Origin of the sequence: Cupriavidus gilardii (assembly GCF_013314895.1) — a bacterium.
Taxonomy (GTDB): domain Bacteria; phylum Pseudomonadota; class Gammaproteobacteria; order Burkholderiales; family Burkholderiaceae; genus Cupriavidus; species Cupriavidus gilardii_C.
In genome coordinates, this window is sequence record NZ_JABTYE010000013.1 from 34,241 (window position 1) to 46,746 (window position 12,506).

At 67.2% G+C, this 12,506-nt stretch carries 14 protein-coding genes; 10 read left to right on the forward strand and 4 right to left on the reverse strand.

All coding sequences use genetic code 11. From position 1 onward, the window contains the following. Window positions 1–273: 273 nt before the first annotated feature. Window positions 274–1,017, reverse strand: coding sequence for an SDR family NAD(P)-dependent oxidoreductase (locus HTY53_RS14195; protein WP_174107255.1), 744 nt, complete (start codon window positions 1,015–1,017; stop codon window positions 274–276). 199 nt (window positions 1,018–1,216) lie between these two features. Between HTY53_RS14195 and HTY53_RS14200 the strand changes: the two genes are divergently transcribed. Further along, window positions 1,217–1,891, forward strand: a complete 675-nt coding sequence (locus HTY53_RS14200) for a TetR/AcrR family transcriptional regulator (protein WP_174107256.1) — start codon at window positions 1,217–1,219, stop codon at window positions 1,889–1,891. Between the two features lie 47 nt (window positions 1,892–1,938). On the opposite strand, the gene HTY53_RS14205 is transcribed toward HTY53_RS14200, so the two are convergent. After that, window positions 1,939–3,252 (reverse strand): MFS transporter, encoded by a 1,314-nt coding sequence (locus HTY53_RS14205; RefSeq protein WP_254599958.1) that lies wholly within the window; start codon window positions 3,250–3,252, stop codon window positions 1,939–1,941. A 120-nt stretch (window positions 3,253–3,372) separates the two neighbouring features. Here HTY53_RS14205 and HTY53_RS14210 point away from each other — a divergent pair, with 120 nt between their 5' ends. The 8 genes from HTY53_RS14210 to HTY53_RS14245 all read left to right on the forward strand — a co-directional run bounded on the left by HTY53_RS14210 (window position 3,373) and on the right by HTY53_RS14245 (window position 10,462). Continuing rightward, window positions 3,373–4,284: a LysR family transcriptional regulator gene (locus HTY53_RS14210; protein ID WP_174107257.1), complete on the forward strand. Its 912-nt coding sequence runs from the start codon at window positions 3,373–3,375 to the stop codon at window positions 4,282–4,284. Between the two features lie 123 nt (window positions 4,285–4,407). Continuing rightward, window positions 4,408–6,636 (forward strand): TonB-dependent receptor, encoded by a 2,229-nt coding sequence (locus tag HTY53_RS14215; protein WP_174107258.1) that lies wholly within the window; start codon window positions 4,408–4,410, stop codon window positions 6,634–6,636. A gap of 116 nt (window positions 6,637–6,752) precedes the next feature. Further along, on the forward strand, window positions 6,753–7,214 hold the full coding sequence (locus HTY53_RS14220) for a MarR family winged helix-turn-helix transcriptional regulator (RefSeq protein ID WP_174107259.1): 462 nt from the start codon (window positions 6,753–6,755) through the stop codon (window positions 7,212–7,214). Window positions 7,215–7,459: 245 nt separating this feature from the next. Then, the gene (locus HTY53_RS14225) at window positions 7,460–8,152 is read left to right on the forward strand and encodes a glutathione S-transferase family protein (RefSeq protein WP_174107260.1); all 693 of its coding nucleotides are present in this window, start codon (window positions 7,460–7,462) and stop codon (window positions 8,150–8,152) included. Window positions 8,153–8,155: 3 nt separating this feature from the next. Beyond that, entirely contained in the window at window positions 8,156–8,479 is a 324-nt protein-coding gene (locus tag HTY53_RS14230) for a DMT family transporter (protein ID WP_174107261.1), read from the forward strand. 110 nt (window positions 8,480–8,589) lie between these two features. Beyond that, a complete protein-coding gene (locus HTY53_RS14235) occupies window positions 8,590–9,150 on the forward strand; it encodes a helix-turn-helix domain-containing protein (RefSeq protein WP_174107262.1) in 561 nt (186 codons plus the stop codon). 83 nt (window positions 9,151–9,233) lie between these two features. After that, window positions 9,234–9,812 (forward strand): HD domain-containing protein, encoded by a 579-nt coding sequence (locus HTY53_RS14240; RefSeq protein WP_174107263.1) that lies wholly within the window; start codon window positions 9,234–9,236, stop codon window positions 9,810–9,812. Next, window positions 9,809–10,462 (forward strand): FMN-dependent NADH-azoreductase, encoded by a 654-nt coding sequence (locus HTY53_RS14245; protein WP_174107264.1) that lies wholly within the window; start codon window positions 9,809–9,811, stop codon window positions 10,460–10,462. The genes HTY53_RS14240 and HTY53_RS14245 overlap by 4 nt, the downstream gene beginning before the upstream one ends. A 48-nt stretch (window positions 10,463–10,510) precedes the next feature. Here HTY53_RS14245 and HTY53_RS14250 read toward each other — a convergent pair whose 3' ends face one another. After that, entirely contained in the window at window positions 10,511–11,458 is a 948-nt protein-coding gene (locus tag HTY53_RS14250) for a LysR family transcriptional regulator (RefSeq protein WP_174107345.1), read from the reverse strand. A gap of 79 nt (window positions 11,459–11,537) precedes the next feature. Between HTY53_RS14250 and HTY53_RS14255 the strand changes: the two genes are divergently transcribed. Beyond that, on the forward strand, window positions 11,538–12,143 hold the full coding sequence (locus tag HTY53_RS14255; protein ID WP_174107265.1) for a LysE family translocator: 606 nt from the start codon (window positions 11,538–11,540) through the stop codon (window positions 12,141–12,143). A 46-nt stretch (window positions 12,144–12,189) separates the two neighbouring features. On the opposite strand, the gene HTY53_RS14260 is transcribed toward HTY53_RS14255, so the two are convergent. Then, a complete protein-coding gene (locus tag HTY53_RS14260; RefSeq protein WP_174107266.1) occupies window positions 12,190–12,459 on the reverse strand; it encodes a hypothetical protein in 270 nt (89 codons plus the stop codon). Window positions 12,460–12,506: the final 47 nt, after the last annotated feature.

Sequence of the window (12,506 nt, forward strand, 5' to 3'; positions counted from 1 at the left end):
GGGAGCACTGTCGAGGGGAGCGTTGGAAGAATGCGCCACCGACGGTACTCCGTCAGTGAGCAATCTCCAGTTGAACGATCGCGGCATTGCGCCGCTGCTTGTTCAATCGACCGCTTCTACCCACGGCGCCTTTATACCGCCGTGGAAATTCGGATGTCAAGCGGGAAGCGTGGACGCGGATGTTGCCGTGCCCACCTTCCCGGGCTCGATCGCCCGACTGTTCGGGCGTTCGGGCGTTCGAGCGATCCAGCGATCCAGCGTTTAACCGATCGATCAGGCGTTGGTACCGTTATCGATGGTCCATGCGGCGCCGGTTACCGCCTGCGCCTCAGGCGAAGCCAGCAAGGCGACCACGGCCGCGACATCGTCCGGCGAAGCAAAACGCTGCGGCCCGGCCATCAGCGAGCGCTGCCATTCGGCGTGCGGGCCGTCCGGCGGATTCATGTCGGTGGCGGTCGAACCGGGATGCACGACATTGACCGTGATGCCGCGCGGACCGAAGTCGCGCGCCAGGCCCTGCGTCATGCCGACCAGCGCCGCCTTGCTGGCGCTGTACAGCGACATGCCCTGCCCCGGCACGCGTACCGCCAGATTGCTGCCGATCGAGATGATGCGGCCGCCATCGGGCATCACCGACGCCACCGCCTTGGCCGCGACAAAGGCCGCGCGCACATTGACGGCCATCGTGATGTCGAAATCGTCGACGGTCAGTTCGGTCGGGTGGCCGACGCGGAAGATGCCGGCGTTGTTCACCAGGATATCGATCTTGCCGAATTGCTCCGCCGCGCGCGCCACCGCGTCGGCCACGGCCTTGGGATCGGCGTTGTCGGCGCGAATCGCCAGCGCCTGGCGTCCATGCGCCCGCACTTGCGCTGCCACTTCCTCGGCTTGTTGTTCGGCGCTGGCGTAGGTCAGCGCGACGTCCGCCCCTTCCTTCGCCAGCCGGCGCGCGATCGCCGCGCCGATGCCCCGGCTGCCGCCCGTGATCAGGGCCGATTTTCCTTGCAGTGATGCCATGTCATGCTCCTTCAACGTGTGGTTCAACGGTGTATCCGGGTCCGCCGCTTCGGCCGTCCCTGGGGCGGCCGAAGCGGCATCGCGTGTTTCATCTACAATTTGTACTCGTCGGTACAAATTTAAAGCGAATTATTGGCACGTTGTCGTCGACGGTCAAGGGATTTACTATCTGGCCAGTACAGAATTCACCGTTCCATCCATGAGCCAACGAGGAAGACCCCGCGCTTTCGACCGCGACACCGCCCTGCAGGCGGCGATGCGCGTGTTCTGGGAGCGCGGCTACGAACAGGCGTCGCTGAGCGAGCTGACCGCCGCCATGGGCATCAACCGCCCCAGCCTCTATGCCGCCTTCGGCGACAAGGCCCAGCTGTTCCGCGAGGCCACGGCGCTGTACCAGCGCACCATGAACTTCACCACGCCCGCGCTGGCCCGCCCCACCGCGCGCGCCGCGGTCGAGGCGATGCTGCGCGACAACGTTGACGCCTACTGCGACCCGACGACGCCGCGCGGCTGCCTGGTGGTATCGGTGGCCGCCTCCTGCCCGGACGAGGACAGCGAGATGAAGACCATGCTGTCGAGCAAGCTGCGCACGGTGGGAGAGTCGGTGCGCCAGCGCCTGAAACAGGGCGTCGAGGCCGGCGAACTACCAGCCGACACGGACGTCGGCGCCCTTGCCGCGTATTTCGAAACGGTGCTGCAGGGCCTGTCGATCCAGGCCCGCACCGGGGCTTCGCGCCAACGGCTGCACCGGGTAGTGGACTGCGCGATGCGGGTCTGGGACAGCCTGCAGGCGTTGGACGAACGCGTCACTGCACCGTCGCCGGCCCGCGCACCGGCGACGGCGCGACGGCGCGGAAAATCTGCCGCGCCATAACGCTGTGCGGGTAGCAGTGCGCAAACGCCCCGAGACGCCCACGACGATCAGGGCGAAGAATCGCGCGAAAACCGCATGCCCCGCGCCAGCAGCATCGCGCCCAACGCCGACAGCGCCACGATGGCTGCAGCGGCGGGCCAGCCATAAGCCTCGATGGCGGCGCCCACGGTGATCGGGCCGACCACCTGTCCGAGGTTGCTGCCCTGCATCAGCAAACCGATCACGACGGGCACCAGTGCGGAGGTCGGCGCCACGATCGGACCGCTCGCCAGCAAGGCGGCCGGGATCAGTCCTCCCACCGCGGAGAACACCAGGCACAGCAGGAAGGTCGGCACATCGCCGAACAGCGACAGGAAGATGCCAAGCGCAGCAAGCCCCATCGTCAGACCGGTGCTCGCGACCAGCACGGGCCGCGACACGCCGCGCGCCAGCAGATAGCCGGCGGCCAGATTGCCGATCATGTTGGCGCCGATCGCCAGCGCGGTCAGCAGCCCTGCCATGCGATGCGAGGCGCCGATCCGTTCGATCAGCAGCACCGGCAGGAAGCTGAACAACGCAAAGAACATCAGGCTGTAGAGCGCGAAGCAGGCGGCAAGGCGCAGCGGCTGGCGCTCGCGGAGCACCGCCGCTATATCGGCGCGCATCCCCGCGGCGATGGCGACAGCACCATGAGATAGCGATGGCGATGGCGATGGCGACTTCAGGGACGGCTCAGACGATGCCTGTCGTTGCGCCTCGGCCGGAATCGCGAGCCGCGCCGCCGCCATCGCGACGACCGCAATCGCTGCGCTGCCCCACCACAGTCCCCGCCATTCATCGAACAACGGACCGACAATCATCGCCAGCGCCATGCCGGCGGGCATGAAGCAGCTCCACAGTGAAAACGCGATATCGCGCTGGCGCAGCGGCACCACGCGCTGCAGCACTGCGGGGCCGGCCACCGCGATCAGCAGGAAGCCCAGCCCTTCGACGAAACGCGACGCCATCAGGGCAGTCAGCGTCTGGGCCAGCGCACCAGCGCAGGCGCCGGCGACCACCGTCAGCAAGCCCCCCAGCAACACGCGCCTGTCGCCGAAGGCCGGCACCAGGGCACCGGCCGGAATCCCGCCGAGCGAGCCGAGCACCGCCACGATCGCCATCAGCCAGCCTGCCTGTGCCAGGCTCGCGCCGAGGTCCGCCTGCAGCATTGGCGTCGCGATGGCGGCCTTGCCGATCTGCAGCGCCGCGACGACACCGGCGCCGACCACGACCGCCACCGTCAGCCACATCGCCGCCTTGCCCGCCGGCGCGGGCACCGACGCGGCCTCGCCCTGTCCTTTGCCGGCGGACCATGCCGGCCGGCCGTTCACGCATTCGCTCATCAGGCTCTCCTGCACTGAAACACCGCGATGGCGAACAGCATCGCATCGGTCGTCAATCGACGGAAGTGATATAAGTTCGATCCAAACGATCGATTGGATAGATCAAAGAAGGACGACCCCATGCTCGACGCCCTGACCCTCGACCAGTTGCGCACCTTCGTCACCGTCGCCGAAGCCGGCAGCTTTCGGGCGGGGGCCGCCAGGCTGGCCCGCGTGCAGTCGGCCATCAGCCATGCGATCGCCAATCTGGAGGCGCAGCTCGGCGTGGCGCTGTTCGACCGCAGCCGGCGCCGGCCGGTATTGACGGCGGAGGGTCAGGATTTACTGGTCAATGCGCGCGACATCCTGCTGCGCGTCGACGCAATGCGGGCGCGCGCGCGTGGGCTCGGCCAGCAGCTGGAGCTCGAACTGTCCGTGGTGGTCGATAACCTGTTTCCGCTGGCGCAAATCGGTGCCGCATTGGAGGCGATGCGCGCGCGCTATCCCTCGGTGGCGGTCCGCCTGGCGGTCGAGCCGCTGGGCGGACCGCTCGCCGCCCTGCTGGAGCAACGTGCCACCCTGGCCGTGATGGTCGGCGAAGGCTTCCGCGATCCGCGCGTCGCGCTGCAGGCACTGTCCTCGACCGAAGTGGTGGCGGTCGTGTCGGCGCGCCATCCGTTGGCGTCGCGGCGGCGCGGTCCGCCGCTGAGCCTGGCCGATCTGGCCGATCACCTGCAGATCGTGCAGTCCGACCCCACGCCACTGTCCGCCGGCCGCGACTTCGGCGTGCTGTCGCCGCAGACGTGTCGCGTCAACACTCAGGACACCAAATACGCGCTGATCCTGTCCGGCCTCGGATGGGGCCGGCTGCCGCGCTGGCTCGTCGAACGCGACCTGCGCGAAGGCCGGCTCGTGCGCGTGGCCACCACTGCGCTGGGCCGCGACGCGCGCGTCCTGTACGAAGCCTATCTGGCGCACCGCGTGGACCAGCCGCTCGGGCCCGCCGCGCAAGCGTTTCGAGAAGCCCTGGCCCGCATCGCCGCGCAAGGCTGACCGACCTGCTTATGTTCCGGGGCGCCGACGGGATGCGGTCTTATGTTGCAAACAGGAATGGTTATCAATAAGATTGACGGCTTTTTGTAACCGCAAATTACGAGAGAGCCCGGACCACGCGCCATGAGACAAAAACTGGCCTATTTGCAACCGTCGCGGCTGACGCCGTCGGCCCTGATCGCCGCGGCCATCGCCGGCGGCGCCCCGCTTTCCACGCTGGCGCAGCAGGCGCCGTCCGCCGACCGCGGCACCGCGGCGGCGCATGAGCTCAACACCGTCGAGGTGCGGGTCGACCGGATCAAGAGCGATCTGGTCAATCCCACGCGGCAGGTCACCGTGATCGAGCGCGAGCAGATCGAAGAGCTGAAGACGGGCTCGACCAACCTGACGACGATGCTCGGCAAGCTGATTCCCGGCATGGCCGATTCGAGCCGCACCGTGACGGACTTCGGTCAGACGCTGCGCGGACGCAGCGCGCTGGTGCTGGTCGACGGCATTCCGCTCAATACCAACCGCGATTCCGCCCGCAATCTCGCCACGATCGATCCGAGCAATATCGAGCGGATCGAGGTGCTGCGCGGCAGCAGCGCGCTGTACGGCGCCGGCGCGAGCGGCGGCATCATCTCGATCACGACCCGCACCGCGGGCGGTCCGCCCAGTGCCGACACCACGGTGACGCTGGGCACGCCGTTGACGCGGCTCAGCAAGGAGGGGCTCAGCGCCAACGTGCAGCAGCATTTCTCCGGCAGCCAGGGGCCGATCGACTACGCCTTCCACGTCGGTGCGCAGCGCATCGGCAGCCCCTACGATGCGCACGGTCACCGTATCGCGCCAGAGCCGAGCCAGGGCGATCTGTTCGATTCCAACGTCTACAACATCAGCGGCAAGCTCGGCTGGCGCATCGACGGCCAGCAGCGCGTCCAGTTGAGCCTGAGCCGGTATCAAGCCCGGCAGAACACCGACTACGCCTCCGACCCTTCGGTCGGACGGCTGCCTGCCGGCTCCGCCACGGCACGCGCGATTCGCGGCCTGCAGCTGGAAAACCAGAACGAGCTGCGCAACACGGTGCTGAACCTGGACTACCAGCATCAGGACTTCTACGGCAGCACGGTGTCGACGCAGTTCTACTATCGCGACTATTTCACGCGCTTTCCGCCGTTCGATGCGCGCGCGGTCGCCACGCGCGGCGGCAATGTCGATCAGATCAGCCAGAACAGCAACGTATTCGGCGGCCGGCTGACAGTCGGTACGCCGCTGGGCACAAGCAAGCAGACCAAGCTGCTGTGGGGGGCCGACTACAACCAGGAACGCAGCGACATGCCGCTCGACGTATTCGACGCGTCGCGCTACGACGCCAGCGGCGGCCTGGTCTTCCAGCGCACCGGCCAGCTGACCTATATGCCGCCGCTGACCACGCGAAGCGGCGGCGTGTTCGGCCAGTTGCAGCACAAGTTCGACGAGCGTTGGTCGATGGAAGGCGGCGTGCGCTACGAGCGCGCCAGCGCCAGCTTCGACGATTTCGTGCCGCTGTCGCAATCGAAGGTCGCCAACCCGGTCGGCGTCAAGGGCGGCACCGTCGACTACGGCGCCTGGCTGTTCAACATCGGCGCGGCCTTTGCGCCGGTCAAGGGCCAGGAATTCTATGGCGCCTTCAGCCAGGGCTTCCAGCTGCCCGACATCGGCCTGCAGATCCGCAATGCGCGTCCGGGCTTCGACATCAACGCCTCCAGCCTGGAACCGGTCAAGACCAACAACTACGAACTGGGCTGGCGCGGCGCGCTCGGCAGCAACACGCTGGCCAACGTGGCGGTGTTCTACACGACCTCGAAGCTGGGCGACGTGCAGAGCTTCAACAACGGGCTGATCCTGACCCGCACCAAGGAGCGCATCTTCGGTGTCGAAGCCGCGGCCGACTATCTGACCGACGACGAGAAATGGGGCGTCGGCGGGACCTTCACCTGGATGCGCGGACGCGAGCAGCCCCAAGGCGGCAGCAGCTTCCAGAACATGACGGGCTACCGCATTCCGCCGCTGAAGCTGACGGCCTATGTGCAATACCGGCCGGTCAGCCAATGGAGCAACCGGCTGCAGCTGAGCTATTACGCCGGACGCGACTATCGCCTGAACGGGCAGAACAGCTTCGGCCGGCGCGATACCGGCAGCTACACCACGCTCGATCTGATCAGCCGCTACCAGCTGACGCGCAAGGACACCATCACGATCGGCATCGAGAACCTGCTCAATCGCGACTACTACCCGTTGTACAGCCAGCTGCTGCGCAACAGCAACAACACCAGCCGCCTGCCGGCGTCGGGCATCACGCTGACGGCGATGTATCAGCACCGCTGGTAAGCGGAGGGGAGCCGGGACAGGAGCGCATCGCCTGCCCCGGCGCTGTTCGACGGCATCGCTCGCGCGCATAATTGCAACTGCAACAATACGCAACGACAACGATACCGGACAGCATCATGACGACAAACGGGCCCGACCTGTGGTTCTCCTTCGTGCGCGCGCACCGGCTGATCATCCGCGAGGTGGAACGTCGCCTCGCCGACGCGGGGCTGCCCACCTATGCCTGGTACGACGTACTCTGGGGTCTGGAGAGTGGCCCGGGCGGCGCGCGCCGCATGCATGAACTGGCCGACGCGCTTGTCATCGAGCGCTACAACCTGACCCGCCTGGTCGACCGGCTGGAGAGCGAGGGCCTGGTCACGCGAACCCGCTCTGCCGACGATGGCCGCGCTGCCTTCGTCACCATCACGCGCGAAGGCCGTGCGCTGCGCAAGAAGATGTGGAAGGTCTATCAGGCCACGATCGCCGACCTGTTCCTGTCCCAGTTCGATCCCGACGACGAACAACGCTTCGCCGACGCGCTGGAGCGCGCCGCCCAGGCGGTTCGCGCCGCGGCGGCCGTTCCGCGCGCGTCCTGACGCTCCTGCTTGGGTCGTTGCGCCACGCTTCGGCCGTCTGACAGCACCCTGGCCCTGACGTGCCCCGGCGGTCGCCGCGCCGGCGAGGCACGCGCTCGCCCCGGCCCCGCGTGCCAGCGGCAATGCGTCCTCCTTTTTGATCTTCCGCCGATGGCCCCGCTTGCCCAAGCCTCTTTCATCGTCTACAGTTGCATCTGCAACGATTGCATTTGCAATTCATCGGCACACCATCGGAGGGAATCATCATGTCATCGGCCATCTCGGCAAATCCGGCCAGCCCCATCCTGACCTTCTATGCCGCCAATACGCCCAACGGCCAGAAGATCAGCATCTATCTGCACGAAGCGGGACTGCCTTACCGGCAGGTCGACATCGACCTGGACAAGGGCGAGCAGAAGCGACCGGAGTATCTGGCGATCAATCCGAACGGCAAGATCCCGGCGCTGGTCGATCACGGCGAAGGCATCACGGTGTTCGAATCCGGCGCCATCCTCGGCTACCTGTCGAGCCGCTACGGCGCGCTGCATCCGGCGGATCGCCACGAGCAATGGCAGGTCCAGCAATGGCTGCATTTCCAGATCGGCGGCATCGGCCCGATGCTGGGGCAGCTGTGGTGGTTCCGGCATGGTTCGCGCACCGGCAATCGCGAGGCGATCGAGCGCTATACCAAGGAGGCGCATCGGCTCTATGGCGTGGTCGACCGTCAGCTGTCCCGATCGGGCTGGCTGGCGCTGGACCGCTACACCATTGCGGACATTGCCGCGTTTCCGTGGTTGCGTACCCATGACGAGCTGCAGCTCGACATCGGCGAATATCGACACGTGCTGCGCTGGCTCGATCGCATCGCCGAACGTCCCGCGGTGCAGCGCGGCCTGGCGGCCCTGCGCCGGCCGACGGCTGCGGCGCAGGACGCCACGCAGCACGCCACGGAGGCCTGAGCGATGGCCTGGACCTTTCTGTTTGCCGCCGCCGCGCTGGAAATCGTCATGGGCGTCGCGCTGAAGCTGAACCAGGGCTGGACACGGCTGCTGCCGAGCGTGGTGGCGGTGGCGGCCGGCCTGGCCAGCATCTATCTGCTGGCCAAGGCGCTGCGCAATCTGCCGGTCGGCACTGCGTACGCCATCTGGACCGGCATCGGCACGCTGGGGCTCGTTGCCATCGGCATCGTCAGCTTCGGCGAAGGCGTGCAGTGGCAGCGAATGCTGTTCCTGACGCTGACGGTCGTCGGCATCATCGGGCTGCGGTTCTCGGAGGCGATGGGCTGAAACGGGCGTGCGGCCAGCACACCACGGGCGCACCGCAGGCACACCGCTGGTACCCAGCGCCATGGCGGTATAGTGTTCCGGCCCGCCAGGTCCGACTTCCTGGATCCGATATGACAGACCTCGTCCTTGCCCCACCTTCGCTCGGCGCGGCGCTGCGCCGCTGGCGGCGGCTGCATCGCGTCAAGCAGAGCCACGCCGCCGAGCTGTTCGGCGTCGCCCAGTCGACCATTTCGCGCTGGGAGGCCGGCATCCAGCAGATGGAGCCGGCCGAGCGCGCCAAGCTCGAACGCTTGCTGTCAGCCAGGCTTGAGGCCGCGGCCGACCGGGTGCTGGCGGGCCTGGTCAATGAGAGCCCCCGCGCCGTCCATCTGGTTTGCGACCTGACCCATCGCCTGCTGGCGTGCTCGCCGTCGCGTGCGCAGGAATTCGGTGTGCCGGTGCGGCAATTGCTGGGGCGGTCGCTGTGGCGCTACGCGACCGACGAAATCGCCAGCCAGGAGCGCAAGCTCGACGATATCGGCTGGCGCGATGTCATCGCCCCGCCGTCGCTGACGTTCGGCAGCGGCGCCAACCGCTCGCCGGTGGTGCCGATCCGGTCGAGCCTGTGCCGCTGGACCCGCCTCGCACTGTCCGACGGCACCGCGGCGCGGCTGGTCGAAACGCTGCGATAGGCACGGCGCATCTTTTATCCGTGGACCGCGCCGTGGACGCGCCGTACGCTGAGCGCCCGCACTGCTTCAGGACACCGCTACCGATGGATATCGCACTGATCGAGGGCAGGCTCGACTTCCTGCGCGCCGCCGAACGGCTCAAGGACGTGCTGCGCAGCGCGCGCACCTCGTCCGGCCGCGCCGAAAGCACCGCCGAACACAGCTGGCGGCTATGCCTGATGGCGATGGTGCTCGAGGACCAGTTGCCCGGGCTCGACTGGCTCAAGGTGCTCAAGCTGTGCATCGTCCACGACCTCGGCGAGGCGATCCATGGCGACATTCCCGCCACGGAACAGGCGGCGAGCCCCGGCAAGGGCGAGCGCGAACGGCAGGACCTGCTGGCGTTGACGAGCGGGCTCGATGCCTCGGTGCGGAACGGCATCCTGTCGCTGTGGGACGAATATGAAGCCGCGGCATCGCAGGAAACCAAGGCCGTCAAGGCGCTGGACAAGCTGGAAACGCTGCTCCAGCACAACCAGGGAAGCAATCCACCGGACTTCGACTATCGCTTCAACCTTGACTACGGCAAGCGGCACACCGACACGCACCCGCTGTTCCGGGCGATGCGTGAGTTGATCGACAAAGACACGCGCGAGCGCATCCGCGAGCGCAAACAACGATGAAAACCGTACTTCATATCAGCGCCAGTCCCAATGGGGACGCGTCGAACAGCCGGCGCACGGGCGCCGTGCTGATCGAACGAATGCGACAGCGCGAATCGCTGCGCGTGATCGAACGAGACCTGGCGCGTCAGCCGCCGCCCTTGGTCGACCAGGCGTTTGCGCACGCCAGTCTCGCGGCGGAGGCGGCCGATGGTGCCAGCGCTACGGGCGTGCTCGCGTTGTCGGCCTCGCTGATCGCCGAATTGGAAGCCGCGGATCGCATCGTGATCTCCACGCCGATGCACAACTTTACGGTGCCGGCGGCGCTGAAGGCCTGGATCGATCAGATCCTGCGCCCCGGCCGCACCTTCGCGCGCACGCCGGAAGGCAAGAAGGGATTGCTGGCCAGCCGCCCGGTCTACCTGATCGTCGGCAACGGCGGGCCGCTCGGCGATGACGGCAAGGGGCAGCCGGACTTTCTGACGCCCTATCTGCGTCACGCGCTGGCGACCGCGGGCCTTCAGGACCTGTCGGTATTGCGGCTGGACAATCTGCGGCGTGGCCCCGCCTATCTCGAGCGAGCACAGGCACTGGCAGACGCGTGGATCGCGCAGCGGATCGAGGCGCTGTCCCCGCGCGCGAGCGACTCCGCGGCGCCGATCGAGGCGTAGGCGTTGGCGCTGCGGCAAGACCCGCGCAAACAAGATAGTCGAACCTGCTCAATCCGCACGCAATCGGTCGAGAGCCGCCGTCGTTTTCAGCCATTCGAGCACCGCGGCAGCGGGCGTGTCGGCCCGGATCGGCGCCGGGGACAACAGGCAATAGCGGGAACCGTCCTCGACAAACCCCATCGGCTCGACCAGCATGCCGTTGGCGATATCGTCCTGCACCAGATGCCAGGGCCCGATCGCGACGCCCAGGCCCGCCACCGCCGCCTGCAGGCTGAAGTAGAAATGCTCGAAGCTCTGTTCCGGTGCGCGCGACAGCGTCTGTCCGCTGATGTCGGCCCAGGTCCGCCAGGCATTCGGCCTTGTCCGCGTATGCAGGCGCGGTGCGGAAGGACGCAGGCATTTCTGGCCCTTGCGCGCTGCGAACCATGCGGCGGACTTGTCCGGCCGGCACACTGCACCGACGCGTTCGACGAATAAGGGCATCGCGTGGATGCTGTCGGGCAAAGCGAAGTCATCGCGCCGAATCGCGAGGTCGATGCCGCTGTCGAACGCAACAGGCCCGCCCCCTGCGACGAGATGAACGTCCAGTCCGGGGTGCCGCGCCCTGAAGTCCGGCCAGCGCGGAATCAACCAGCGCATCAGCAAGGTCGGCTCGCACGACAGCACCCATTGCCGCGCCTGCCTCGCACTGGCGCGCAACTCCCGCGTGGCCTGCCGCATCAGGCCGAGCCCGTCGTGCACGGCCTGTGACAGCCGGCGCCCTGCATCGGTCAGGAAAACGCGGCGGCTGCGTCGTTCGAACAGCGCCACGCCGAGGTCGTCCTCGAGCGCGCGCACCGCGCGGCTGACAGCGCCATGCGTCAGATGCAGTTCGTCTGCGGCGCGGCTGAAGTTCTCCAGCCGCGCCGCCGCCTCGAAGCAGCGCAGGGCCAGCAGCGAAGGCAGGCGGGCATCGTTCGATGGTGAGTCGGACTCACCATGATGGTCAGAAAACATCGTTATTCGTCGGTGGCCGGTATCCATAAGATATGGCTCGTGCCGCCGCATTCCGCAATAAGAACCGAAAGAGTAATTCATGACCGAGCTGTTAGCCGTGATCACCATCACGCTGCTTGCCGTGATCAGCCCCGGCCCGGACTTTGCCATGGTCACCCGCAACAGCCTGCTGCTGTCGCGCCGCGCCGGCGTGCTGACGGCGCTCGGCATCGGTCTGGGTGTGCTGGTGCACGTCGGCTACACGTTGCTGGGCGTCGGCGTGCTGATCCGGCAATCGCCATGGTGGTTTCATGCGGCCAGGCTGATCGCTGCCGCGTATCTGGTCTATCTCGGCATCAGGATGCTGCGAACGAGACCGGACAGCGCCCTGCCTCGCAGCACCGTCACCTCGTTGTCCGATCTCGCCGCATTGCGCACCGGCTGCCTGACCAATGCGCTGAACCCCAAGACCACCGTCTTTATCGTCAGCCTGTTCATGCAGGTGGTGCGGCCCGGCACGCCGCTCGCCACCCAACTGGGCTACGGCGCCTTTATTTCGCTCGCGCATATTGGCTGGTTCAGCCTGGTCGCCGTGTGCCTGTCGACGGGCCCGGTGCGCGAGCGGCTGCTGGCCGTGCGGCACTGGATCGACCGAGCGTTCGGCGCGCTGCTGGTCGGGTTCGGCGTGATGCTGGTGTTCGGGTAAGGCGGGCGCAGCGAGCCGCGCATTCGCTATCGCCCCGCGCTTGCGCCTACCCGCCGAACTCCTGCTGGATGCGCGGCGCCTGCGGGCACTGCCGGTCCAGCGATTCCCGGTATTTGACGCAGCCGCGCAGGAACTGCGGCCAGTCAGGAACCGCGGGCGTGTGCGTGGCGGCATCGGGCAGCAAGGCCCACAGGTCGGGGTGATGCCAGCACAGGTCGTGGCCCGAGGCATCCCGATGGCGGCGGATGCCCGCTCGCAATCGCTTCACTTCTTCGACCAGCTGGTCGCGGCTCATCGCATCGATGTCGTCGTCCATGGCGTTCTCCTGCGTGTCGGTGGCACGAAGAAAGGGCGGGCGTTGTG

Excerpts from the sequence above, each read along its gene's own strand:
- HTY53_RS14195 (WP_174107255.1), bottom strand. The coding sequence starts at position 1,017 with ATGGCATCACTGCAAGGAAAATCGGCCCTGATCACGGGCGGCAGCCGG.
- HTY53_RS14200 (WP_174107256.1), top strand. The coding sequence starts at position 1,217 with ATGAGCCAACGAGGAAGACCCCGCGCTTTCGACCGCGACACCGCCCTG.
- HTY53_RS14205 (WP_254599958.1), bottom strand. The coding sequence starts at position 3,252 with ATGAGCGAATGCGTGAACGGCCGGCCGGCATGGTCCGCCGGCAAAGGA.
- HTY53_RS14210 (WP_174107257.1), top strand. The coding sequence starts at position 3,373 with ATGCTCGACGCCCTGACCCTCGACCAGTTGCGCACCTTCGTCACCGTC.
- HTY53_RS14215 (WP_174107258.1), top strand. The coding sequence starts at position 4,408 with ATGAGACAAAAACTGGCCTATTTGCAACCGTCGCGGCTGACGCCGTCG.
- HTY53_RS14220 (WP_174107259.1), top strand. The coding sequence starts at position 6,753 with ATGACGACAAACGGGCCCGACCTGTGGTTCTCCTTCGTGCGCGCGCAC.
- HTY53_RS14225 (WP_174107260.1), top strand. The coding sequence starts at position 7,460 with ATGTCATCGGCCATCTCGGCAAATCCGGCCAGCCCCATCCTGACCTTC.
- HTY53_RS14230 (WP_174107261.1), top strand. The coding sequence starts at position 8,156 with ATGGCCTGGACCTTTCTGTTTGCCGCCGCCGCGCTGGAAATCGTCATG.
- HTY53_RS14235 (WP_174107262.1), top strand. The coding sequence starts at position 8,590 with ATGACAGACCTCGTCCTTGCCCCACCTTCGCTCGGCGCGGCGCTGCGC.
- HTY53_RS14240 (WP_174107263.1), top strand. The coding sequence starts at position 9,234 with ATGGATATCGCACTGATCGAGGGCAGGCTCGACTTCCTGCGCGCCGCC.
- HTY53_RS14245 (WP_174107264.1), top strand. The coding sequence starts at position 9,809 with ATGAAAACCGTACTTCATATCAGCGCCAGTCCCAATGGGGACGCGTCG.
- HTY53_RS14250 (WP_174107345.1), bottom strand. The coding sequence starts at position 11,458 with ATGTTTTCTGACCATCATGGTGAGTCCGACTCACCATCGAACGATGCC.
- HTY53_RS14255 (WP_174107265.1), top strand. The coding sequence starts at position 11,538 with ATGACCGAGCTGTTAGCCGTGATCACCATCACGCTGCTTGCCGTGATC.
- HTY53_RS14260 (WP_174107266.1), bottom strand. The coding sequence starts at position 12,459 with ATGGACGACGACATCGATGCGATGAGCCGCGACCAGCTGGTCGAAGAA.